This is a genomic window from Halopseudomonas aestusnigri, assembly GCF_002197985.1.
Classification (GTDB): Bacteria; Pseudomonadota; Gammaproteobacteria; order Pseudomonadales; family Pseudomonadaceae; genus Halopseudomonas; species Halopseudomonas aestusnigri.
Window position 1 is genome coordinate 193,023 of the sequence record NZ_NBYK01000001.1, and the last position, 23,670, is coordinate 216,692.

23 protein-coding genes are annotated in these 23,670 nt (G+C 61.6%); 17 read left to right on the top strand and 6 right to left on the bottom strand.

The genetic code is table 11. The annotated features are described in order from the left end of the window. Window positions 1-146: 146 nt before the first annotated feature. Together B7O88_RS00975 and B7O88_RS18255 are read right to left on the bottom strand one after the other, a co-directional pair. Window positions 147-1,343 carry a CaiB/BaiF CoA transferase family protein gene (locus B7O88_RS00975; protein ID WP_088273317.1) on the bottom strand — a complete coding sequence of 399 codons (1,197 nt, stop codon included), beginning with the start codon at window positions 1,341-1,343 and terminating at the stop codon, window positions 147-149. Window positions 1,344-1,408: 65 nt separating this feature from the next. After that, on the bottom strand, window positions 1,409-2,725 hold the full coding sequence (locus tag B7O88_RS18255; RefSeq protein WP_088273319.1) for a methyl-accepting chemotaxis protein: 1,317 nt from the start codon (window positions 2,723-2,725) through the stop codon (window positions 1,409-1,411). Between the two features lie 161 nt (window positions 2,726-2,886). Between B7O88_RS18255 and B7O88_RS00985 the strand changes: the two genes are divergently transcribed. Continuing rightward, a complete protein-coding gene (locus tag B7O88_RS00985; RefSeq protein WP_088273320.1) occupies window positions 2,887-3,798 on the top strand; it encodes a DUF808 domain-containing protein in 912 nt (303 codons plus the stop codon). A gap of 8 nt (window positions 3,799-3,806) precedes the next feature. Here B7O88_RS00985 and B7O88_RS00990 read toward each other — a convergent pair whose 3' ends face one another. Then, on the bottom strand, window positions 3,807-5,120 hold the full coding sequence (locus B7O88_RS00990; RefSeq protein WP_160003118.1) for a diguanylate cyclase domain-containing protein: 1,314 nt from the start codon (window positions 5,118-5,120) through the stop codon (window positions 3,807-3,809). A 153-nt stretch (window positions 5,121-5,273) separates the two neighbouring features. Here B7O88_RS00990 and B7O88_RS00995 point away from each other — a divergent pair, with 153 nt between their 5' ends. From B7O88_RS00995 to B7O88_RS01040, 10 genes are all read left to right on the top strand, one after another. Next, entirely contained in the window at window positions 5,274-5,813 is a 540-nt protein-coding gene (locus B7O88_RS00995; protein WP_088273321.1) for a YaeQ family protein, read from the top strand. A gap of 4 nt (window positions 5,814-5,817) precedes the next feature. Further along, the gene (gene recJ / locus B7O88_RS01000) at window positions 5,818-7,548 is read left to right on the top strand and encodes a single-stranded-DNA-specific exonuclease RecJ (RefSeq protein WP_088273322.1); all 1,731 of its coding nucleotides are present in this window, start codon (window positions 5,818-5,820) and stop codon (window positions 7,546-7,548) included. A gap of 124 nt (window positions 7,549-7,672) precedes the next feature. Beyond that, on the top strand, window positions 7,673-9,934 hold the full coding sequence (locus tag B7O88_RS01005) for a putative bifunctional diguanylate cyclase/phosphodiesterase (protein WP_235005698.1): 2,262 nt from the start codon (window positions 7,673-7,675) through the stop codon (window positions 9,932-9,934). A gap of 26 nt (window positions 9,935-9,960) precedes the next feature. Further along, a complete protein-coding gene (locus B7O88_RS01010) occupies window positions 9,961-10,377 on the top strand; it encodes a hypothetical protein (protein ID WP_088273324.1) in 417 nt (138 codons plus the stop codon). A gap of 63 nt (window positions 10,378-10,440) precedes the next feature. After that, window positions 10,441-11,536 (top strand): peptide chain release factor 2 gene (gene prfB, locus B7O88_RS01015; RefSeq protein WP_103904621.1). Its coding sequence is split into 2 segments (ribosomal slippage): window positions 10,441-10,512 and window positions 10,514-11,536, totalling 1,095 coding nucleotides; the frame shifts between segments, so codons are not numbered across the junction. An 80-nt stretch (window positions 11,537-11,616) separates the two neighbouring features. Then, a complete protein-coding gene (gene lysS, locus B7O88_RS01020; RefSeq protein ID WP_088273326.1) occupies window positions 11,617-13,122 on the top strand; it encodes a lysine--tRNA ligase in 1,506 nt (501 codons plus the stop codon). Window positions 13,123-13,286: 164 nt separating this feature from the next. Then, window positions 13,287-14,567, top strand: coding sequence for a flavohemoglobin expression-modulating QEGLA motif protein (locus B7O88_RS01025; RefSeq protein ID WP_088273328.1), 1,281 nt, complete (start codon window positions 13,287-13,289; stop codon window positions 14,565-14,567). 12 nt (window positions 14,568-14,579) lie between these two features. Continuing rightward, entirely contained in the window at window positions 14,580-14,909 is a 330-nt protein-coding gene (locus tag B7O88_RS01030) for a hypothetical protein (protein ID WP_088273329.1), read from the top strand. A 3-nt stretch (window positions 14,910-14,912) separates the two neighbouring features. After that, window positions 14,913-15,608, top strand: a complete 696-nt coding sequence (gene ung, locus B7O88_RS01035; protein WP_088273330.1) for a uracil-DNA glycosylase — start codon at window positions 14,913-14,915, stop codon at window positions 15,606-15,608. A 26-nt stretch (window positions 15,609-15,634) separates the two neighbouring features. After that, window positions 15,635-16,450, top strand: coding sequence for an enoyl-CoA hydratase (locus tag B7O88_RS01040; RefSeq protein WP_088273331.1), 816 nt, complete (start codon window positions 15,635-15,637; stop codon window positions 16,448-16,450). Between the two features lie 21 nt (window positions 16,451-16,471). On the opposite strand, the gene B7O88_RS01045 is transcribed toward B7O88_RS01040, so the two are convergent. Together B7O88_RS01045 and ygfZ are read right to left on the bottom strand one after the other, a co-directional pair. Then, window positions 16,472-17,305: an HDOD domain-containing protein gene (locus B7O88_RS01045; RefSeq protein ID WP_088273332.1), complete on the bottom strand. Its 834-nt coding sequence runs from the start codon at window positions 17,303-17,305 to the stop codon at window positions 16,472-16,474. Window positions 17,306-17,326: 21 nt separating this feature from the next. Beyond that, window positions 17,327-18,316, bottom strand: a complete 990-nt coding sequence (ygfZ, locus tag B7O88_RS01050) for a CAF17-like 4Fe-4S cluster assembly/insertion protein YgfZ (RefSeq protein ID WP_088273333.1) — start codon at window positions 18,314-18,316, stop codon at window positions 17,327-17,329. A gap of 125 nt (window positions 18,317-18,441) precedes the next feature. On the opposite strand from ygfZ, the gene B7O88_RS01055 reads away from it, so the two are divergent. Both B7O88_RS01055 and B7O88_RS01060 read left to right on the top strand, forming a co-directional pair. Then, window positions 18,442-18,696 (top strand): FAD assembly factor SdhE, encoded by a 255-nt coding sequence (locus tag B7O88_RS01055; RefSeq protein WP_088273335.1) that lies wholly within the window; start codon window positions 18,442-18,444, stop codon window positions 18,694-18,696. Next, window positions 18,680-19,132 carry a hypothetical protein gene (locus B7O88_RS01060; RefSeq protein WP_088273337.1) on the top strand — a complete coding sequence of 151 codons (453 nt, stop codon included), beginning with the start codon at window positions 18,680-18,682 and terminating at the stop codon, window positions 19,130-19,132. Before B7O88_RS01055 ends, B7O88_RS01060 begins: the two co-directional genes overlap by 17 nt. Here B7O88_RS01060 and nadB read toward each other — a convergent pair. Then, window positions 19,101-20,714 carry an L-aspartate oxidase gene (gene nadB / locus B7O88_RS01065; RefSeq protein ID WP_088273339.1) on the bottom strand — a complete coding sequence of 538 codons (1,614 nt, stop codon included), beginning with the start codon at window positions 20,712-20,714 and terminating at the stop codon, window positions 19,101-19,103. The genes B7O88_RS01060 and nadB overlap by 32 nt on opposite strands. A 257-nt stretch (window positions 20,715-20,971) precedes the next feature. On the opposite strand from nadB, the gene rpoE reads away from it, so the two are divergent. Genes rpoE through B7O88_RS01085 form a run of 4 tightly spaced genes read left to right on the top strand, consistent with a single transcriptional unit; the run spans window position 20,972 to window position 23,654 of the window. Further along, a complete protein-coding gene (gene rpoE, locus B7O88_RS01070; protein WP_088273341.1) occupies window positions 20,972-21,547 on the top strand; it encodes an RNA polymerase sigma factor RpoE in 576 nt (191 codons plus the stop codon). Between the two features lie 57 nt (window positions 21,548-21,604). Continuing rightward, window positions 21,605-22,228 (top strand): sigma-E factor negative regulatory protein, encoded by a 624-nt coding sequence (locus tag B7O88_RS01075; protein WP_088273343.1) that lies wholly within the window; start codon window positions 21,605-21,607, stop codon window positions 22,226-22,228. Further along, window positions 22,228-23,184: a MucB/RseB C-terminal domain-containing protein gene (locus B7O88_RS01080; RefSeq protein WP_088273344.1), complete on the top strand. Its 957-nt coding sequence runs from the start codon at window positions 22,228-22,230 to the stop codon at window positions 23,182-23,184. Before B7O88_RS01075 ends, B7O88_RS01080 begins: the two co-directional genes overlap by 1 nt. Further along, on the top strand, window positions 23,181-23,654 hold the full coding sequence (locus B7O88_RS01085; RefSeq protein WP_088273345.1) for a SoxR reducing system RseC family protein: 474 nt from the start codon (window positions 23,181-23,183) through the stop codon (window positions 23,652-23,654). Before B7O88_RS01080 ends, B7O88_RS01085 begins: the two co-directional genes overlap by 4 nt. Window positions 23,655-23,670: the final 16 nt, after the last annotated feature.

Here is a 23,670-nt window from a genome sequence, read left to right on the forward strand (position 1 = left end):
ACGAAACCAGGGTGCGCACTCCACCATTCGAGCACGTTGCAAGTTGCTGATCGCTCCCACGCTCTGCGTGGGAGCGCTTGTACGGACGCTCTGCGTCCTCGTGTTTACGGCACGGCGCTTATGGACATCCGGCGAAGAGCCTTCAATCAGACCGCCCCGCGCCCACGCAGCTCGGCAATCTGTGCCTCGTCGTAGCCAAGCTCGCGCAGAATGCTGTCAGTGTGTTCACCCAGGGCTGGCCCGGTCCATTCGGCGCTGCCGGGGGTGTCGGAAAGTTTAGGCACGATGCCCGGCATCTTGAACGGTTTGCCGTCGGGCAGGGTGGCGTTGAGGAACATTTCGCGGGCCAGGTACTGCGGGTCGGTGAACATGTCGGCGGCTGAATAGATCTTGCTGGCGGGGACTTCGGCCTGTTCCAGCACCTGCAATACCTGCTCCTGTGGCAGGCTGGCGGCCCAGCGGTCAATCAGCGTGTACAGCTCGTCGCGTCTGGCGTCACGGCCGGCATTGTCGGCCAGGGTCGGGTCGGCGGCCAGATCATCACGGCCAATGGCGCGCATGAAACGCTGGAAGATGGCATCGCCGTTGGCGCCGATCTGTACTGCCTTGCCGTCGCTGCAGGTGTGGATGGAGGAGGGGGTGATGCCGGGCATGATGTTGCCGGTGCGCTCGCGCACGAAGCCCATTACATCGAATTCGGGCACCATGCTTTCCATCATCGCGAAGACGGCTTCGTAGAGCGCGACGTCGACAATCTGGCCCTTGCCCTGATTGACCTCCCGGTGCCGCAACGCCATCAGCGCGCCAATCACGCCCCAGAGCGCGGCGATGGAGTCACCGATGGAAATGCCGGTACGCACCGGCGGACGGTCCTCGAAACCGGTGATATAGCGCAGCCCGCCCATGGATTCGCCAACGGCGCCAAATCCGGGCTGGTCCTTTTGCGGGCCGGTCTGACCAAAGCCGGACAGCCGTACCATGACCAGCCCCGGGTTGAGCGCGTGCAGGGTATCCCAGTCCAGCCCGAGTTTTTCCAGTGTGCCGGGGCGAAAGTTCTCGATCAGGATGTCGGCATCGCCGAGCAGTTGCTTGAGCACGTCGATGGCGTCGGGATCTTTCAGGTTGAGGGTCAGCGACTGCTTGTTGCGGGCCTGCACAAACCACCACAGTGAGGTGCCCTCGTAGAGCTTGCGCCACATGCGCAATGGATCGCCGCCATTTGGCGACTCGACCTTGATGACCTCGGCGCCGAACTCGGCGCAGATTCGAGCGGCGAAAGGGCCGGCGATCAGGGTGCCGAGTTCGATGACCTTGAGGCCGGCGAGGGGTTTGGCGGCGTTCATGCGGGCTCCGGATGCGGTGGCTGGGCCGCCAGTGTAGGGCAAAGGCGGCGGCCGCGGAACGCTGCTCAGTGCTTGATCGCCTCTGCAAACTGGCCGATGGCATCGACCACCCGCTGCGCCTCGTCGCGGATCTCCAGCATCACCTCGCCGGCCCGGTTGGCCAGCACCACGCCCTGTTCCGACTTGCTGCGGCTGCCGGCCATGCCGTCGACCGCGCGATGGGCCAGCTCCATGTTCTGCTGCACCACCTCGTTGATCTCCAGGGTGGCCTGGGCGGTGCGCGCGGCGAGGTTGCGCACTTCGTCGGCGACCACGGCGAAACCGCGCCCCTGCTCGCCGGCGCGGGCGGCCTCGATGGCGGCGTTGAGGGCCAGCAGGTTGGTCTGGTCAGCGATGCCGCGAATGACCTGAACGATGCTGTTGATCTGCTCCGATTGTTTGTTCAGCGCATTGATGTGGTCGGACACACTGTCCAGATCACCCGCGATTGAGCGCACCACCACGATTGCTTCCTGCACAGTGGCCGCGCCGGTGCGCGCGCTTTCATCCGTTTCTGCAGCGATCCCGAAGGCGAGTTGGGCAGCGGCGGACTCAGCGTTGCGCCGCTCGATCTGAGCGGTGATGTCACTGGCGAACTTGACGAAGCCATAGAGCCTGCCGTTGGCGTCGTAGAGGGGGTTGTAGGTGGCGCGTAACCAGATGACCTGGCCGCTGCGGGTAACGCGCTGGAAGACATCCGAGAGGAATTCACCCCGATTCAGGCGCTGCCAGGCCTGCTCGTACTGTCTGCTGCCGGCGACCTCGGGGCTGCAGAATATGCGGTGGTGCTTGCCTTTGATTTCGTCCAGGCGGTACCCCATGGTACGCAGAAAGTTGTCATTGGCGGTGACGATCTCGCCGTCTTGGGTGAATTCAATCACCGCCATTGACCGATTGATGGCATTCAGCAGACTCTGGTGTTGCTGTTCGGCCTGTACTTCCCGGGTGATGTCAAAGGCCAGTTTCACTACCTTCGACACCCGGCCGTTAGCGCCAATGACCGGGATGTAGCTAGCCTCCAGCCAAACCTGTTTGCCGTCTTTGGCTATGCGATCAAAACGGTCACTGAAACTCTCGCCGCTGGCCAGGCGCTGCCAGAAGCGGCGATATTCGCTACTGTTGACCAGTTCCGGTGCGCAGAACAGGCTGTGCCTGCGGCCACGGACTTCCTCAAGCTGATAGCCGACAACGTTCAGGAACGCGGCATTGGCATCGAGAATCTCGCCCTCTGGCGTGAATTCGATCCAGGCGATGTTCTTGCGGATTGCATTGAAGATGTGCGACTGGGTTGCGAGCAGTTGCTGACTTCGTTGAAGCTCTGCTTTAAGACGTGCTCCGAACATGACAACCTCTTGGTGGCGCGGATAGATGAGCGTGCTTGCAGGGTATAACTGAATCGGCCGACATGCGTTGGACTTGAACCAATACTCCGGCGTCTGGCCGTTTTTTTTAGCGCCTCAGGCCTGTGCTCGGGGCTGTGCATCGAATTGATCAGGAGGATGAATTGGCTAGCAGTCTGCTTGTGTTACTGGATGATATTGCAACAGTGCTGGATGACGTCTCGGTCATGACCAAGGTTGCCGCCAAGAAGACCGCGGGCGTGCTGGGTGACGATCTGGCGCTTAACGCCCAGCAGGTTGCCGGTGTGCGGGCCGAACGGGAGCTGCCGGTGGTATGGGCCGTAGCCAAGGGCTCGTTTCGCAATAAGCTGATTCTGGTGCCGGCGGCGCTGCTGATCAGCGCGATTGCCCCCTGGGCTATCACGCCGCTATTGATGCTGGGCGGGGCATTTCTCTGTTACGAGGGCGCAGAAAAGCTGGCGCACCGCTTTCTGCATGACGCCGAGGCCGAGCACCGGCAAACGCTGCAGGCGCTGCAGGACGAGCAGGTGGATCTGGTTGAACGGGAAAAGGCCAAGATTGCTGGCGCGGTGCGCACCGACTTTATCCTCTCCGCCGAGATTATCGCCATCACGTTGGGTACGGTAGCTGACGCTGATTTCGTCAAACAGTTGGTTGTACTGGCGGGGATTGCCGTGGTGATGACCATCGGTGTCTACGGGCTGGTTGCCGGTATTGTCAAACTGGATGACGGCGGGCTGGCGCTGACCCGCAAGGACAGCCCGCTGCTGCAGCGACTCGGGCAGGGCGTCCTCGATATGGCACCCTGGCTGATGAAAACGTTATCGGTCGTGGGGACGGCTGCGATGTTTATGGTCGGCGGGGGTATCCTGACGCACGGCCTGTCGGTAGTGCATCACTGGATCGAGGACAGCGCCGAGCGGGCGGCGGACCTGCCCTATATCGGCACCGTGCTGGATGGGCTGCTGCCAACCCTGCTCAATGCCGGTTTCGGTGTGGCCGCCGGTGCCCTGCTGGTGGGAGTGATTACGCTGGGTGGCCGTCTTCGGCGCTGAACCTGATGTCAGGGCGCTAGGGTGTGGGCGTGGGTATTGAGGTCCTCGCCCAGCCGGTACTGGTTGTTGCCGCTGCGTTTGGCGCTGTACATGGCTAGGTGGGCGGCATGGATCAGCTTGTCCATGGTGGCGGCATGATCGGGGAACAGGGCAACGCCCAGACTGGCACCAATACGGTAGTCGCGCCCTTGCAGGGTGATCACCGGCGCGAGACTGGCAAACAGTTTCTCGCTGATCTGGTGGGCCTCGTCAGTTACCCGGCTGCTGCGAGATAACTCCTCAAGCAGGACGACAAACTCGTCCCCGCCCAGTCTGGCGACCATATCAGAGCTGCGCACCGCGCTGCGCAGACGCTGGGCAACCGTCAGTAACACCTCGTCGCCACTGGCGTGGCCGAGTTGATCATTGATTGCCTTGAACTGGTTCAGGTCGATGAACACGAGAGCCAGACGCGTTTGCCGGGCTCTGGCCCTGGCCAGGGCTTCAACCAGTCGCTGCTCCAGCATCAACCGGTTGGGCAGACCGGTCAGCGGGTCCTGGTGGGCGCGCTGTTCCAGCTCCCGAACCGAGCGCTTTTCTTCGGTAATGTCGCGTACGACACCCATCATCTTGACCGGCTGCCCCTGTTCGTTCTGGACCACGTTGCCGGTTTCCCGAACCCAGTGCACGCTGCCATCCGGCCAGATGACCCGGTACTCCTCGTCGTGGTTTTCGCCGGTGTCGATACAGCGCTGCTCGCCGATCTTGACCAGTTCCCGGTCATCGGGATGCACGCTGTCGCAGAACAGACTGTAGGAGGGCGTCACGTCTCCCGGCTGATAACCGAACATGCCATAGATGGCTTCCGACCAGTACAGTCGGTCGGTACCGATATCCCAATCCCAGGTGCCGATTCGGGCGAAGTACTGGCTGCGCTTGAAGCGCTCCATGGCCTCGCTGCCGGCTTGCTGCTCTGCCGTCGGGTGCAGCAGCAGTATCCGCTGGCGACCGATATCGGGCAGCCGGGTCAGGTCCTGCTGAGTTTGCTGGTCGCCCCTGCGCAGCAGTGTTTCCATGCGCTGCATCGGCGCCGGCAGCGTATCCAGCATCGGTAGCCAGCGGGTTATCGGTTGGCCGGTCGGGTCGGTTTGCTCAGCGGGGTCGAGCAGGAGTGCGGCGGCAGGATTGTGCCAGCGTACACGCTGACGGCGGTCCAGGATCAGCAGACCGTTGGGGGACAGTTCCAGCAACCGGCGAAAGGTCGTTGCGCGCCGTTGCTGTTGCCAGAGCGCCGCACCGGTCAGCAGGACAATGGTCGCAAGCGTGACGAGGAGTAGGAGCATCGTTGGCTGTCGTGGCTTAGGGGTGCATCAAGTATACCCTCGGCAGCATCGCTGGCCAGTTTTTGTGGCGTTTTGCCATATTGCGCTGCGCACGGCATTGGCGGGGTGAATACGCTACACTGCGTGCCCGTTTTTCTGATGGACACATTTGCGATGGCCCTGCAGGCAACCCCTTACAAGGTTCAGCTGAATATCACCGACACCGACCTGGGTGTGTACGAGAGCGTGCGCATGACCGTTGCCCGTCACCCGTCGGAGACCGAAGAGCGGCTGGCGGTTCGCCTGTTGGCCTACGCCCTCTGGTACCACGAGCGTCTGACGTTCGGTCGCGGTCTGTCTGATGTTGATGAACCGGCGCTGTGGCTGAAAACCCTGGATGACCGGGTCGAGCACTGGATTGAGGTTGGTCAACCCGATGCCGATCGCATGACCTGGTGTTCGCGCCGTGCCGAGAAGGTGTCGGTGCTGGTGTATGGCAATACTCGGGTATGGATCAGCAAGCAGCTGTCTGCAGTCGCCTCGCTGGCCAACCTGAATGTGGCGGCCCTGCCCGAGGAGCCTCTGCAGGCGCTGTCTACCGATTTGCCGCGCAGCATCGACTGGGGTGTGATGATCAGCGATGGCGTACTTTACGTCAGCGATGGCGATCTGCAGCACGAGCTGCCGATCGAATGGTTGCAGGGCGAGCGTTGAGCCGATGCAGATAGAAACCCGCCCCTTACCGCCTGCGCTGCCCGCCCTGGGCAGTCTGCCGCCGTTGCTTACACGCCTGTATGCCGCCCGCGGCGTGCTGAACGAGGCAGAGCTGGACCGGAGGTTGCAGGCTCTGTTGCCGTTTAATGGCCTGCTTGGTATTGATCGGGCGGTCGCGGTGCTGGAGCAGGCGCTGCGTTCGCGCCAGTCGATCCTGATTGTGGGTGACTTCGACGCCGACGGCGCCACGGCCAGCAGCGTTGCCGTGCTGGCGCTGCGCATGCTGGGGGCGGCGCAGGTCGACTATCTGGTGCCCAACCGCTTCGAGTACGGCTATGGTCTGACGCCGGAAATTGTTGAGGTAGCGCTGACCCGCTCGCCGGACGTACTGGTGACGGTCGACAATGGCATCTCCAGCATCGACGGCGTTGCCGCCGCCAAGGCGGCCGGGTTGCAGGTGGTGGTGACGGATCATCACTTGCCCGGCGAACAGCTGCCGGCAGCCGACGCCATCGTCAATCCGAGCCAGCCTGGCTGTGGCTTTGCCAGTAAGGCGATGGCCGGCGTCGGGGTGATTTTTTACGTCATGCTGGCGCTGCGGGCGGCGCTGCGTGACAGTGGCTGGTTTGCCGAAACCGGGCGAGCGGAGCCGAACCTGGCCGAACTGCTGGATCTGGTGGCGCTTGGTACGGTGGCGGATGTGGTGCCGCTGGATGCCAATAACCGCATTCTGGTGCATCAGGGGCTGGCGCGCATTCGTGCCGGGCGCTGCCGCCCGGGGATTCTCGCGCTGCTGGAGGTGGCCGGGCGCCCGCGCGAGCGGCTGGTTTCGACCGATCTCGGCTTTATTGTTGGCCCGCGTCTGAACGCGGCCGGTCGCCTGGACGACATGAGTCTGGGGATCGAATGCCTGCTGACCGATAGCGAGTCGCTGGCGCTGGATATGGCCCGTGAACTGGACGCACTCAACCGTGACCGCAAGGCAATCGAGCGCGACATGCAGCAGCAGGCGCTGAAGACCCTGGAAAGCATGCAGCTGGACGAAACTGCGCTGCCGTTCGGGCTGTGTCTGTTCGATCCGGAATGGCATCAGGGGGTGATCGGCATTCTGGCCTCGCGCCTGAAGGACCGCTTTCATCGCCCGGTGATCGCCTTTGCCGATGCCGGCGATGGCATGGTCAAGGGCTCGGCACGTTCGGTCAGCGGGCTGCACATCCGTGATGCACTGGACGCGGTCGCGGCGCGTCACCCCGAGCTGATCAGCAAGTTTGGTGGCCACGCCATGGCGGCCGGATTGTCACTGCGTGAGGTGGATTTTCCGGCCTTTGCCGCGGCCTTTGATGCTGAAGTGCGACGTCAGCTGCAGGCTGAGGATCTGACCGGGCGGCTGCTCTCCGATGGCGAGCTGCAGGCAAGTGATCTGTCGATGGATATCGCCGCCTCCCTGCGCGAAGCCGGACCCTGGGGGCAGCATTTCCCCGAACCGCTGTTTCATGGCGAGTTTCAGGTGCTGCAGCAACGGCTGGTCGGCGAACGGCACCTCAAGCTGGTATTGCGCGTGCCGGGCGATGCGCAGCCTCTTGATGCGATTGCCTTCAACATTGACCCGCAGTGCTGGCCCAATGCATCCGTCAGTCGGGTGCTGCTGGCCTACACGCTGGATATCAATGAATTTCGCGGGCGTCAGAGCCTGCAACTGATGGTTCGTCATCTCGAACCGGTCAGCGACGTCTAGATTGACGTATTCAGGGGATTGACCTGCCGGGCGCTTTTGGTTTTCATGCAGTGATACAGAGATCACAAATGCATCACCATTCTTTTTGCCCGAGGATAAGTCGGGCGCGCTTGGGGGCAAGGACGTGCCGGACCTGAAGCAGCAATTGCTGAATATGCAGCGTCACCTTGGGCTGAACCCCAATGAGGTGAGGCAACGGCTGCGCCTGCTGCTGATTAATGACACCGGGTTCGACTGCCTGGGTGCCCACCTGCCGACGCTCGATCACTTGCATGCGGAATGCATCGAGGCGCTGCTCCAGCATCTGGAACAGTTTGACGAGCCGGCCAGGTTGCTTTCCCATCCCGGCCGCCTGACCGCTCTGAAGGGGCAGCAGCAAACCTACTTCCGGCAACTGCTGCGCGGCCCGTATGACCTGCAGTACGTGCGTCTGCGCCTGCTGGTGGGGCTGACCCATGAGCGCCTGGGCGTGGACCTCAAGTGGTATCTGGCGGCCTTTCACTTCTATCTTGATTTCATGCATCGGGCCATTAACCGGCAGTGGCGTGATGAGCCGAAGCTGGCCGAACAGCTCTATGGCAGTCTGCTGAAGGTTGCCTTCTTTGATCTCAGTCTGACCGTCGATACCTACTCCAGTGCCGGCAAGATGGCGCTGCAGGCGAGTGAGGATCGCTACGCCCGCGCTGTTCAGGGTGCCAGTGACGGGCTCTGGGAGTGGCATGTCGAGGACGATCGGCTGCATCTATCGGAGCGCTGGCTGGCCATGCTCGGACTGGACGCGGGGCGTGCTCCACGTACCCTTGTCGATTGGGCGGCGTTGATTCCCGAGCTGCAGCGCGGCGGGTTCCTTGCGGCGGTACAGGCGCACCTTGATGGTCGTCAGCCGTATCTGCATGTCGAGTGCGAAATGCGTGACAGCTGGGGGCGCCTGCTCTGGGTAATGATCCGTGGCGTAGCGGCCACCGATCTGCACGGCGAGCACCTGCTGGCCGGGTCGCTGACCGATATCAGCCAGCGCAAGCAGACCGAGCAGGAGCTGGCGCACATGGTCTTGCACGACGAGCTGACCGGGTTACCCAACCGGCAGCAGGTCAGCCAGCTGCTGACCCAGGCGCTGCAGCGTCAGGCCAAGCCGGGGGCACGTCATGCGGCGGTGCTGTTTATCGACCTGGATCGCTTCAAGCTGATCAATGACAGCCTTGGACACCAGGTCGGTGATCAGGTGCTGATTCAGGTCGCCAAGCGGATTGAGCGCTGCCTGCGCCCGGGCGATCACCTGGCGCGCTTTGGTGGTGATGAATTTGTGGTGTTGCTGGATGACATGGCCGTGGCCGGCGATGCGGAAGTGGTGGCAAAGCGTATCATGCACGCATTGCAGTACCCGATCATCGCGGCCTCTCGGCGCTTGTCGGTCAGCGTCAGTATCGGCGTGGCTCCTCTCAAGGGCTATGGTGGCCAGCAGGATGTGCTTCGCGAGGCGGATCTTGCCCTGTATCGGGCCAAGGCGTTCGGCAAGTCGCAGCTGGCGCTCTACAGCGAGGCGCTGCAGGAAGAGGTGAATCAGCGCCTGAATCTTGAAAACGCACTCAGCGAGGCACTGGCGCAGCGTCAGTTCGAGCTGTTCTATCAGCCCATCGTGCAGGTTTCCGCCGGACGTGCCCATGCTGTCGGTGTTGAAGCATTGCTGCGCTGGCGGCAGGGCGCGCGGCTGGTGTCTCCGGACGAATTTATTCCGGTTCTGGAAGAGTCGGGCGAGATTGTCGAGGTGGGTGAATGGGTCCTGCAACAGGCTTGTGCCCAGGTGCGTCAGTGGCAGCAACAAGGGCTCAGCACCTTGCGCTGCTCGGTCAACCTGTCCAGCCGGCAGTTGCAGGAACAGGGCTTCCCCAATCGGGTGGCGCAAATCCTGCGGGAAACCGGGTTGCCGCCGTCCAGCCTGGTGCTGGAAATCACCGAGAGCCTGCTGATGCGCGACGTCCCCGATACCCTGGCCGCCCTGCGGGAGCTGGAGAGTATGGGGATCCGCATTGCGCTGGATGACTTTGGTACCGGTTTCTCTTCGCTCGGGTATCTGCACCGCTACCCGTTGCACATTATCAAGGTCGACAAGAGCTTTATTACCCGGGCGCCTGACGATGAGCGCCTCAAGGCGATCAGCCGCGCCATCATCGGCCTGGGGCGAGGGCTGGATATGGATGTCATCGCCGAAGGTATCGAGACCCCGGAGCAGATGGATTTTCTGCACAACGAGGGCTGCAACTTCGTGCAGGGCTTCTGGTTCAGTCGGCCGCAGTCGGCGCTGGATATCTATCCGGTTCTGGAGCGGCTGTCGCTCAAGCCGCCTGTCGTCAATGCGGCTGATCATCAGGCTGCTATAGTGCAGTAACGTTCAGCGTATCGAGTGGGGGTCTCATGCGTCACGGGGTGCTTGCGTTCATTGCCGGATTTCTTGCGGTATTCAGCTTTCATCAGCCTGCACTGGCGCTGCTGCATGCCGCCGGGGTGGTGCCTTTCCCTGCGTTTTCCCTCGAGCCGGTTGCGCCACTGGCAGTGCCTTCTGTGGTGTCCTCGGCATTCTGGGGTGGTATCTGGGGGATTGTTCTGGTGCTGGCGCTGGCGCGCATGGGCAAGCCGCTGGTCTGGCTCAAGGCGGCCCTGTTTGGCGGGATCGTGCTGACTCTGGTTGCCCTGTTGCTGGTATTTCCACTCAAGGGCTATGGTCTGGACTGGCAGCTGTTTGCGCCGCGCTTTGCCATCGGATTCATCCTCAATGCGCTCTGGGGCCTGGGCACGCTGGTTTATCTGCGGGCCTTTGCTCAGCGGGCATGACGGCTGCACGCGGCGACTGAATTCCGCTACAATGGCGGCTTTTTCCTGCCGGGATTCGTCACCATGGAAATCAATCCGATTCTGAACACCATCAAAGACCTGAGAAGCCGCTCTGAAACCATCAGGGGGTATCTTTGACTACGATCACAAGCGTGATCGTCTGACCGAAGTAGAGCGTGAGCTGGAAGATCCCGGTGTCTGGAACGACCCGGAGCGCGCCCAGAACCTGGGGCGTGAACGCGCTGCACTGGCGCAGATCGTTGAAACCCTGGATGAAATGAGCAGCGGCCTGGCGGATGCCGGCGAATTGCTGGAAATGGCCGCCGAAGAGGGCGACCAGGGCGCGGTGGATGATGTGGTAAGCGAGTTGCAGCGTCTGCAAGAGTCGCTTGAGAAGCTCGAATTCCGCCGCATGTTCAGTGGTGAGATGGACGCCAACAACTGCTACCTGGATATTCAGGCCGGTTCCGGTGGGACCGAAGCGCAGGACTGGGCCAACATTCTGCTGCGCATGTACCTGCGCTGGGCCGATCAGCATGGTTTTGATGCCGAAATCGTTGAACTGTCCGAGGGCGAAGTCGCCGGCATCAAGAGTGCGACCGTTCACGTACGCGGTGAATACGCCTTTGGCTGGTTGCGGACCGAGATTGGCGTGCATCGACTGGTGCGCAAGAGCCCGTTCGACTCCGGCAACCGTCGTCACACGTCGTTCTCTGCGGTTTTTGCTGCACCCGAGATCGACGACGATATCGACATCGACATCAACCCGGCGGATCTGCGGGTGGATACCTATCGCTCGTCCGGGGCGGGTGGTCAGCACGTTAACACCACCGACTCGGCGGTGCGGATTACCCATATTCCGACCAACACCGTGGTCAGCTGCCAGAACCAGCGTTCGCAGCACGCCAACAAGGACCACGCAATGAAGATGTTGCGGGCCAAGTTGTACGAACTGGAAATGATGAAACGTACCGAGGCTGCGCAGGCGCTGGAAGACACCAAGTCCGATATCGGCTGGGGCCACCAGATTCGCTCCTATGTGCTCGACCAGTCGCGCATCAAGGATTTGCGCACCGGTATCGAGAACAGCAACTGCAACGCGGTACTTGACGGCGATCTCGACGAGTTTATCGAGGCCAGCCTGAAACAGGGCCTGTAAGCCGAGCGCCGCACGGCAATCCGCCGAGGCCCGCGCTGCGGGCCGCTAACTGAATTGATTTTTTCCGGGATTTCACTGACATGACCGACCAGCCGCAAGACCTGCAAGCCCATCACGAGGAAGAGAATCAGCTGATCGCCCAGCGCAAGGCCAAACTGGCCGCTGCTCGCGAACAGGGTATCGCCTTCCCCAACGACTTCCGCCGCGACAGCCTGTGCGCCGACCTGCAGAAGGCCTATGAGGGCAAGAGCAAGGAAGAGCTGGAGGCAGCAGCAATCCCGGTCAAGATCGCCGGACGTATCATGCTCAACCGCGGTGCCTTTATGGTGCTGCAGGACAGTTCCGGCCGTCTGCAGGTCTATGTTGACCGCAAGGGGCTGCCGGCCGAGACCCTGGAAGCGATCAAGACCTGGGATCTGGGTGACATCATCGCCGCTGAAGGCACTCTGGCGCGCTCCGGCAAGGGCGATCTCTATGTACACATGAAGGACGTGCGTCTGCTCACCAAGTCACTGCGCCCGCTGCCGGACAAGCATCACGGCCTGACCGATACCGAGCAGCGCTACCGTCAGCGCTACGTTGACCTGATCGTCAACGAGGAAGCGCGTCATACCTTCCGCGTGCGTTCACAGGTGATCGCGCATATCCGTCGGTTCCTCAACGACCGCGGCTTCCTGGAAGTGGAAACCCCGATGCTGCAGACCATTCCGGGTGGCGCGGCGGCCAAGCCATTTGAGACCCATCACAACGCCCTGGATATGCCGATGTTCCTGCGCATCGCGCCGGAGCTGTACCTCAAGCGTCTGGTAGTTGGCGGCTTCGAGAAGGTGTTCGAGATCAACCGCAACTTCCGCAATGAAGGTGTCTCGACCCGTCACAACCCCGAGTTCACCATGCTTGAGTTCTATCAGGCCTACGCAGACTACCGCGACAACATGGACCTGACCGAGGAGCTGTTCCGCGAGCTGGCGCAGGCGGTGCTGGGCTCCACCGACGTGCCCTACGGCGACAAGGTCTTCCACTTCGGCGAGCCCTTCGTGCGTCTGTCGGTGTATGACTCCATTCTCAAGTACAACCCGGAGATAACCGCCGACGATCTCAATGACGTCGAAAAGGCCCGCGCCATCGCCAAGAAGGCCGGCGCCAAGGTGCTTGGTCACGAGGGGCTGGGCAAGCTGCAGGTAATGATTTTCGAGGAGCTGGTCGAGCACAAGCTGGAGCAGCCGCACTTCATCACCGAATACCCGTTCGAAGTCTCGCCGCTGGCGCGCCGCAATGACGACAACCCGAACGTCACCGATCGTTTCGAGCTGTTTATCGGTGGCCGTGAGATCGCCAACGCCTACTCGGAGCTTAACGACGCCGAAGACCAGGCCGAGCGCTTCCTCGCCCAGGTGGCCGAGAAGGACGCGGGTGATGATGAGGCCATGCACTACGACGCCGACTTCGTTCGCGCGCTGGAATACGGCATGCCGCCGACCGCCGGTGAAGGGATCGGTATCGACCGCCTGGTCATGCTGCTGACCAACTCGCCGTCGATCCGCGACGTCATCCTGTTCCCGCACATGCGGCCAGAAACGGTATAGGCGGCTTCGCCGCCAGCTGCAAGCGTCAAGCGGCAAGTAGTTCGTGCTGTCCAGGACTATGATGAGCATCAGGTTGTCCGTGTGGTCTGCGAGATTGCGTGAATGCACGGACAGCTTGTAGCTTGCGGCTTAAGGCTTGAAGCTGCGACCAAAGGGAGCCCCCCGTGAAACAGAGTGAGCAGTATCAGCTGGTCATCCGCAGTCTGTCTGATCGGATTGTCGAGGCGCAGGCGCCGATTCGGGTGCTGGATGCCATCAAGTGGGACGACAGTATCCGCGACACCTTCCTCAAGAAGCGCTGCAAGGCGCTTCCTGATGTCAATGCGGACTATTACGCCCAGCGTCCGCTGAGCTTTGATCCGGCTGAACGGCGGCAGATTTTTCAGGATATCGAGCGTGATATCACTCGTCAGTTGGGCAGCTTCAACCCGGTTGGCCAGATCATGCGGCGCATGTGCCGGGAATACCGCATGGTCATCCGCATGCTTGAGGCACGCGGTACCCAGGATTTTGGGCTGATCTCGCAGGAGCTCTATGGCGCGGCATCGGACGCTTTTCACGCCGGCGATCCGACCTTGACCGACCTGGGCATCATGCTCAGCGAATCGCTGAAGAACATTGCCCGTACCGAACTGGCGCGCGACCCGAAAACCATCGCGGCGCCGGAGGCGGTGCAGATTCTCCAGGCACGCATGAACGAGGCGTTTCCGGACGACCAGGCGGTGCGCGTGTTCGAGTCCGACGGTATCGTCGCTGATGCCGCCGCGGGTGCCGATTACATCAAGATCCGCAGCGATGCAATGTTCAACCAGCGTGACCTGAACATTCTGGCTGTGCACGAGGGGATGGTGCATGTGGCGACCAGTCTCAACGGCCAGCACCAGCCGATCTGCACCTTCCTGGCCAAGGGGCCGCCGTCGTCCACGGTGACCCAGGAAGGGCTGGCCATTCTGATGGAGGTCCTGACGTTCAACTCCTATCCGGCACGCCTGCGCAAGCTGACCGACCGTACCCGGGCGATTCAGATTGCCGAGACCGGTGGTGATTTTCTTGATGTCTTTCAGTTCTATCGGGACGAAGGCTATTCCCGTGACGACAGCTACAACAACACCAGCCGAGTGTTCCGGGGCTCGGCCAGTGACGGCCTGCCGTTCACCAAGGATCTGGTTTATCTGAAGGGCTTTATCCTGACTTACAACTACATCCAGCTGGCGGTGCGCAAGGGCAAGCTGCAGCAGATTCCGTTGTTGTTCTGTGGCAAGACCACGCTGGAGGATATGCGTACCCTGGGGCAGTTGGTGGACGAGGGGCTGGTGGTTCCGCCGCGCTACCTGCCGGCGCCCTTTGCCGATCTCAACGCCCTGAGTGCCTGGATGTGTTTTTCAGGGTTTTTGAACAACCTCAGTCTGGATCGAGTCGAAGCCGACTACGCCAACATTCTGTAATTGGAGCAACCGATGTCGCAAGCGCAGGAAATCAACAAGCTGCCGATCATTCTCACGGCCATTATCACCGTGATTGCCACGGTCGCCGTGCTGCATTTGTACGGCTATCTGAAGATCGTCAACCCGGAGGAAGGGCTGGAGCTTGCCGACTATCGGGTGGTAACGGTCGGTTCGGAGGAGGCGGGCAGTCTGCGCCGTAATCCGGCCAAGCACGAGGCCGAATGTGTCGACGGCATTCTGGTGCTGCACGCCAGCAATATGAACGGCCTTTCCGGGGTGCTCAGGGATAGCCGTGATCGCGTGGTCCGCTGCGTCAATCAGGCGGTACCGCTGGCGGAGTAACCCATGACGGAACGGGCAGTGCAGTTGAAGCCAGACTGGCTTGATGCCCTTCAGGGCGAGTTCGCGCAGCCCTACATGCAGCAGCTGCGCGATTTTCTGCAGGCCGAAAAGGCGGCGGGCAAGGCGATCTTTCCGCCGGGTGCGCTGATCTTCAATGCGCTCAATTCAACGCCGCTGGACAAGGTGCGGGTGGTGATCATCGGGCAGGACCCATATCACGGCCCCGGGCAGGCGCACGGCTTGAGCTTCTCGGTGCCGCCGGGGGTGCGTACGCCGCCGTCGCTGCGCAATATCTTCAAGGAAATCAATCGCGATCTTGGTCTGCCAATACCGCAGCATGGCTGCCTGCAGTCATGGGCAGAGCAGGGCGTATTGCTGCTTAACGCAGTGCTGACGGTCGAGCTGGGCCAAGCCGGGTCGCACGCCAAGCGGGGCTGGGAACGTTTCACCTCGAGGGTGATCGAACTCGTCAATGAGCGCTGCGAACACTGTGTCTTTCTGCTGTGGGGCAGCTACGCCCAACGCAAGGGTGAGCAGATTGATCGAACCCGGCACTGTGTGCTGACCTCGGTGCACCCCTCGCCGCTGTCCGCCCATCGCGGCTTCATCGGCAACGGCCACTTTTCCGCAGCGAACGACTATCTTGTCAGTAACGGACTGGCACCCATCGACTGGAGCTTGCCAGACCCTCCCCGGTAACTGCCTGACGACTGCTGGAGATTGTCATGGAACATGCTCTGCAACCCTATACCGCGCTGGTGCCGCGCACCGACAAGCTGGTGGTACAAAAGGCCGGCCATACGGCGCTGGTCACCATCGACAACCCGCCGGCCAATACCTGGGATTCCGATACCCTGCACGGGCTGCCGGACCTGCTCAGGCATCTCAACAATGACCCGGATATCTATGCGCTGGTGCTGACCGGGCGCGGCGAGCGTTTCTTTTCGGCGGGCGCCGACCTGAAGATGTTTGCCGATGGCAATCCGGCCCGCGCCCGGGAGATGGCGCGGTTGTTCGGGCTCGCATTTGAGGCGCTGCGCGACTTTTCCGGGGTCACCATTGCCGCCATCAACGGTTACGCGATGGGGGGTGGACTGGAGTGCGCTCTGGCCTGCGATATTCGCATCGCCGAGCGGCAGGCGCAGATGGCGCTGCCGGAGGCGGGCGTCGGCTTGCTGCCCTGCGCGGGTGGCACTCAGGCGCTCGCCTGGCTGGTTGGAGAGGGCTGGGCCAAGCGCATGATCCTGTGCGGCGAGCGGGTCGATGGAGTGCGTGCCGAGCGCATTGGTCTGGTCGAGGAATGTGTTGAGCAGGGGCAGGCACTGGGCGTGGCGTTGCGCCTGGCGGCGCAGGTTGCACGGCAGAGTCCGGCGGCTGTGCGTTATTGCAAGGAGCTGATTCAAGGGGGCAGAGATCAGCCGATCAATACCCTGTTGGCGCGTGAGCGCGAGCGCTTCGTCGATCTGTTCGAGCTGGAGGATACGGTAGAAGGCGTAAATGCCTTTCTGGAGAAGCGACCGCCGCAGTGGACGCGGCGGTAACCGGAGGCTCGCACTGCTGGCTCAGCCCAGCAGCTGCATGGCGGCTTCCATTTCGGCTGACAGGTCTTCGTCTTCCTGCTCGCCTGCAGGATCCAGCCCCAGCTTGGCGAACGAGGGGATGGTGCTCCAGTCCATCAGTGCGTAGGGGTGCTGGGTGCCTGCCAGTGACTGCAGCATGGCGACCTGAACAATGTCGGCGTAATCGACGCTGGACGAGTTGCGCTGAAAGTCCAGGTGCTCCGAGGGCACGTGACGCAGCGGTGCCGGAAAGTCCCAAGCCTGCAGGATGCGATCCCCGAGAACCGGATGGATGCGGTCAATGACCAGATTGAGGCTGATGGAGTCGCGCAGCAACTGCGAGTTTTCCTCGGCATACGACAGAATCGGCAGCACGCCAATCTGATGCACCAGGCCGGCAAGCGTGGCCTGGTCGGGCTTGAGTTTGGTGTAGTGACGGCAGAGCACGTGGCTGATGCCTGCTACTTCGGTACTGCGGGTCCAGACCTCACGCATCTTGCGATCAATGACGTCGGAGGTCGCCTGGAACATTTGTGACATCGCCAAACCGGTTGCCAGGTTGGCGGTGTAGGTAATGCCCATGCGGTTGACCGCCATGGCCAGATCGGTGATTTCCTGACGACTGCGCAGCAGCGGGCTGTTGACGACCTTGATGAGTCGGGCGCTGAGGGCCGCGTCGTTGCTGATTTCCTTCACCAGGTGGGGAATGCTGACATCCGGATCCTCAGCTGCCTCGCGTACTCGCAGGGCGACTTCCGGCAGTGTGGGCAGCACCAGTTGGTCTTTCTCGATGGCCTGTATCAGCTCGTCCTGGACGCGCTGGGCAAGATCTGTCATCTCGTGTCCCTTGTTTCTCTGTTATTCGGCTTCTGCGCTGGTGAGTTCGCGTTCATAGGGCAGATCGGCAAGGCTGATCAGTGGTCCGTCGCTATCGCCTGCACTCAATGTACTCAATTGTGCCGCATCTTTCTGAACAACAGCCAGCATTTCAATGGCCTTATGGCTGCGGGCGGCCATGACGACCTCTCCAACCACCTTGCCGCTCTCGCGGTCGATGATCTCGGTACCGGGCGAGGGGGGTGCTTCTCCGGCCATCAGCAGACGGTACATCCGGCGTTTCAGCTTGCCCAGGTACTGCATGCGCGCCACGATTTCCTGACCGGTATAGCAGCCCTTGCGGAAACTTACACCGCCGAGCTGCTGAAGGTTGAGCATTTGCGGGATAAAGTGCTCCCGGGTTTCGTCACTGACCTGGCCGACCCCGCTGCGAATGCGCTGCAGCTGCCATTGGTTCAGGCTGACCGGATCGGCATGCTGGCACAGGGTGTCCAGCAGGTACTCGGCTTGCTCGGTCGGCACCCACAGGACGCAGGCGCCGCCGGGCAGCCCGATGGCAAACAGGTCATCCTTGTGCGCCACCGTGCCATTGGCTGGCATGTCGAGGCCACAACTCTGCAGGGCGGCATCGGCGGCTTCGCCCCAGATACCGAAGCCGACCCGGTTGTCACTCTGGTCGCTCAGTTCGCATTTGTAGAAGACGGCGTACTTGCCGAGATCGGCGAGCTGTGCGGCGATCAGCTGGCGATCAAGCCCCAGCATGACGCCCTGATTTGTTCGCCACAGGTAAAAACTCGACTGCATTCTGCCCTTGGGGTTGCAGCGAGCGCCCAGGGTGGCAGTGGTGCCGGTGACGGATTTCAGGTCGCAGGTGAGCTGGCCCTGGAGAAACTTGTCGGTATCGACGCCTTCAACGGCGATAATGCCTTCGTGGCTCAGCAAGCTGATGCAGGTGGCGCAGTCTGCCCGGTCGTCAGTAAAACGAGCGGCGAGGTCGGGTAGTTGAGTCATGCCTGTCGTTGTTCCAATGGTTCAGGTGGTACATCATAGGGGCCATGGCAGGTGCTTGTCAGGCGTTGCCTGACGTTATAATGCGGTTTTTACCGAGCAGTTCAATCCTCACTGTGGAGTTGCCGATGTCGGCCGATATAGAAATGAAGCGCTTGTTCTGGCATAGCCGTCGCGGCATGCTGGAGCTGGATGTATTGCTGGTGCCCTTCCTGCAGGAAGCGTATCCGACGCTGGAGGCAGCCGATAAGCAGCGTTATCAGAAGCTGCTGGAATGTGAGGATCAGGATATGTTCGGCTGGTTCATGCAGCGCAGTAAGCCGGAGGACCCGGATTTGCAGCGCATCGTGGAGATGATTCTCGATCGTGTACAGCCCGACTGAATACCTTTTGCTGCGTCGCCAGCCTTCACGCTGGCTGGCGCTGGCCCTGATGTTGATGGGCTTGCTGGCCTGTGTCGGTGTGCTGCAAAGCGCGCTGCCCCTTTGGCCGAGTCTGCTTTGTCTATTGCTGGTTGCCTGTTACTGCAGCTGGGTCTGGCCGCGCCAGATCAGTTTGAGTCATCCGCACTCGGTGACCGGCCTGCGTTTTGACAGCGATGGCTGGCATATCTTGCGGCGCGATGGCTCGGAGGTGACTGCCCGCCTGCTGGGTGACACCTACGTCAGTGCCATGCTGACGGTCGTTCGGTTGCGTGAGCAGGGGCGCTGGTGCCCGGTATCGGTCGTGTTGCCGGCCGACGCAGCCTCCGAGGAAAGCCTGCGGCGGTTGCGTCTGCGGCTGCGTTTCAGTCGCCAGCGCTGGGCGGCTGCAGAATAGTATCCTGCGCTTCGTCCAGCTGCGCCGGGAAGTCCAGGGTGTAATGCAAGCCGCGGCTTTCACGGCGCAGCATGGCCGAACGGATGATCAGGTCGGCCACCAGGGCCAGATTGCGCAGCTCGAGCAAGTCGCGGCTGACCCGGTAGTTGCTGTAGAACTCATGAATTTCGGCGCGCAGCATGTCGACCCGGTGTTTGGCACGCTGCAGGCGCTTGGATGTCCTTACGATCCCCACGTAGTCCCACATAAAGCGCCGCAGCTCGTCCCAGTTGTGCGAAATGATGACGTCCTCGTCCGAGTCGGTTACCTGGCTTTCGTCCCAGTTGGGCAGGTTCTGAGGCATGGCGATGCTGTCGAGCTGCTCCAGAATGTCACGACTGGCGGCGCGTCCGTAGACGATGCACTCGAGCAGCGAGTTGCTGGCCATGCGGTTGGCGCCGTGCAGGCCGGTAAAGCTGGTTTCACCGATGGCGTAAAGCTGATCGATGTCGGTTCTGCCGCTGCTGTCGACCATCACGCCGCCGCAGGTGTAGTGCGCTGCGGGTACCACCGGAATCGGCTCCTTGGTGATGTTGATGCCGAAGGCCAGGCAGCGTTCGTGCACGGTCGGGAAGTGGCTGCGGATGAAGTCGGCCGGCTTGTGGGTGATATCCAGATAGACGCAATCGAGCCCGAGACGCTTCATCTCGTGGTCAATCGCCCGGGCCACGATGTCACGCGGTGCCAGTTCGGCGCGCTCATCGAAGCGCGGCATGAAGCGCTCACCGTTGGGCAGACGCAGTAGCGCCCCTTCACCTCGCAATGCTTCGGTAACCAGAAAGCTTTTGGCCTTGGGGTGATACAGGCAGGTTGGGTGGAACTGATTGAATTCCATATTGGCTACCCGGCAGCCGGCCCGCCAGGCCATGGCAATGCCGTCGCCTGAGGCGCTGTCGGGGTTGCTGGTGTACAGATACACCTTGCTGGCGCCGCCGGTGGCCAGCACGGTGAAGCGCGCAGCAACGGTTTCGACGTGGCCCGTCGAGCGGTTCAGGATATAGGCGCCGAGGCATTGATTGCCGTCGCGGCCGAGCTTCTGGGTGGTGATCAGGTCAACTGCAACGCGGTTGTCGAGCAGTTCGATGTTGTCGTGCTGCTGGGCGCGCTGCAGCAGCGTATTGAAAATCGCGGCGCCGGTGGCGTCGGCTGCATGGATGATGCGCCGGTGGCTGTGGCCGCCTTCGCGGGTCAGGTGAAAATCGTCACTTTCGCTGCCGTCCTCGCGTCGTTCGCGGGTGAAGGGGACGCCCTGTTCGACCAGCCAGCCGATCGCATCGCGGCTGTCGCCAACGATCTGGCGCACGGCATCCTCATGGCACAAGCCGCCGCCGGCGATCAGCGTATCCTGAACATGTGCATCGACCGTGTCGGTGTCGTCAAGCACGGCAGCAACGCCGCCTTGCGCCCAGAACGTGGAGCCTTCCGACAGCTGCCCCTTGCTGAGCACGGCGACACGCAGGTCGCTTGCCAGGTGCAGTGCCAAAGTCAGGCCGGCAGCGCCGCTGCCGATGACCAGTACATCGTATTGCCGTTGTTGAGTCATTGCGTTCTTTGCGCTCAATGCTTGCGTCGAGGTGGCCTAGTATATAGAAGGCGAGTCGCTCACAATACTGCCACCCATGGGGGAGTGCCTGGGACATCACTGCGGTTGATATGAGTGATGGCTTATTGCATTCAAGGGGGAACTTTTTAACATCGCCCGTGCTCCTAGTCCTGAACCTGAGTGAGGGGAGAACTTTTGGTTACATCTTGTGTCTACGATAACAACGCTGATCGCGGACTCCGAAGAGTGGCAAGTCAATGACGGGGCAGAGCGATCAACAGCTGGTTGAGCGTGTTCAGAAGGGCGACAAGCGTGCCTTTGACCTGCTGGTTCTCAAGTACCAGCACAAGATTCTCGCGCTGGTGACCCGTTTCGTGCATGACAGTCACGAAGCGCAGGATGTGGCTCAGGAGGCCTTTATCAAGGCGTACCGTGCGCTGCCGAATTTTCGCGGCGACAGTGCCTTCTACACCTGGCTGTATCGCATCGCGATCAATACGGCGAAGAATTATCTGGTGGCACGCAATCGCCGCCCGCCGGACAGCGATATAGCCGCAGATGAGGCGGAGTATTACGACGGCGACAGCATTCTCAAGGATATTCACTCGCCCGAGCGCGACATGTTGCGTGACGAAATCGAGCAAGTAGTGAACCGAACGCTGCAACAGTTGCCTGATGATTTAAGAACGGCTTTGACCCTGCGTGAGTTCGAAGGGTTGAGCTATGAAGACATTGCCAATGTGATGGACTGTCCGGTAGGCACAGTTCGATCCCGGATCTTCCGGGCGCGGGAGGCAATCGACAAAGCCCTGAAACCGCTGCTTGAAGCCTAGGTAGCAGGGTGGGGTGCAACGCAGTGAGCCCGATGGGCCAACAGCAGAGGTAAAGCAATGAGAAGCGAAGTCTTGCAGGAGTCTCTTTCCGCGCTTATGGATAACGAGGCTGACGAGCTGGAAGTGCGCCGTGTTCTCCAGGCCGCTGAGCAGGACCCGGCACTGCGTAGTACCTGGTCGCGCTATCAGGTGGCACGTGCGGTGATGCACAAGGAGCCTTGGCAGGGGGCTGTTGATCTGTCTGCGGGTATTGCTGCCGCGCTGCGCGACGAGCCAGAGCTGCAGATGGCGCCGGCGCCAGCCGATGTCAAACCGGTCTCCACTATCTGGCGCAACCTGGGCCGTGTTGCAGTGGCCGCTTCGGTGACCCTGGCGGTACTGGTCGGTGTGCGCATGGTCAACCAGGGCGATGCGCCCGGCGGTGCCCAGATGACGGCCGGCACCATGACCGCGCCGTCGATGCTGCAGGCCAACCCGGCAGCGCGCTCCGGTGCGGTGCTGGCAGGGTACTCGCAGGCCGGAAACGCCGGTGCAGAGCCTCTTGCGCCTGCTCAAGCGCCGTCTGCGTGGCACGAACAGCGCATCGGTCGCTATCTGCGTGAGCATGCCGAATCCAGTGCGCAGATGGCGAGTCCGCAGCTCATTCCTTATGCCCGTGCAGCCAGCATGGAAGGTCGCTAGTGGTCGGTTGTCGATGCTCGCTGAGCGGCCTGACCCTGGCCGCTCTGCTGATCTCGCCGCTGGTTCAGGCACGCGATGCCGGCCAGTGGCTGCAGGGAATGGTCGATGCATCAGGGCAGCAAAGTTATTCGGGGTCGTTTGTCTACGAGCGCTCCGGCAGTTTCAGCACCCACCATATCTGGCATCGCGCCGATGGTGATGGCGTCACCGAGCGCATGTTGCGCGCCGACGGCGAGCCGCAGGAATGGGTGCGACGTGACGGACAGATTCAATGCGCCAGCTCCTTCGCCGCAGTGTCGGGCTGGCGCGGTGAGGCTCCTGCGACGCTGAATCCGGCTCAGCTGCAACGCTGGTATGCACTGGAGGTGCTGGGCACCACCCGGGTTGCGGATCGCCCGGTTACGGTGATCGCCATGAAGCCCCGTGACGCGTTTCGTTATGCCTATGAGCTGTATCTGGATGACCAGACCGGCATGCTGCTCAAGTCCCTGCTCATTAACGAGCGCAATGTGCTGCTCGAACGTTTTCAGTTTACTGATGTGCAGTTTGCCGAGTTGACGGACGAGCAGCTCGAACCGGGCGCGAGTTGCCTGACGCTGGCCGAGCACCCGCTGGAAAAGCGCGTGGATACCTCCGGCTGGGTGCCTGGCTGGATTCCGCCGGGTTTTGTTGCCGGCGAGCCGGTAGTTCGCACACTGGCGGTCAATGAACCGCAGGTCATGAGCCAGGCCTTCAGCGATGGCCTGGCTCGATTTACCCTGTTTGTCGAGCCTTTGGGTGATGGGGCTCTGGCGGAAGATTTGCTTGCTCAGCTGGGGCCGACCGTGGCTGTCAGTCGTCGATTGCAGGTCGAGGGTGTGGGTTATCTGGCAACCATCGTCGGTGAAATTCCCCCGGCAACCGCCGAGCGTATCGCGGCGTCCTTTCCCTTTGCGACTGCGGAGATGGCCCAGTGATTGAAGAGCGCGGGCGTGTCCTCAGTGTTGAAGAGGGGGCGGTGTGGGTTGAAACGGTGCGCAGCAGCACCTGTGGCAACTGCGCCGCCAAGGCCGGTTGCGGTCAGGCATTGCTCGCACGGGTTGGAAGCGGTGCCAGGCGCGGATTTATCCGTGCCCTGACGGATCGCAGTTGGCAAATAGGTGATGAAGTCTTTATCGGTATTCCCGAGGACGCCGTCGTGCGCGGCGCGCTCTGGGTTTATCTGACTCCACTGCTCGGGTTGTTTGCGGCCGCTTTGCTGGCGCAGGCGCTGGAGGCGGCGGAGCCGATGGTGATCTTGGCTGCGGTATCCGGTCTGATCGCCGGTTTTGCAGTGGTTCGTTGGCACGGCCAGCAAGCGCAGCGTGACACGCGGCTGATGCCGCAGGTGTTGCGTTCTGCCGGGCAGATGATGCCCTTCGTCCAGGAGGGACGGCTGAACGGCTGATGTCTTGCAAGATGGT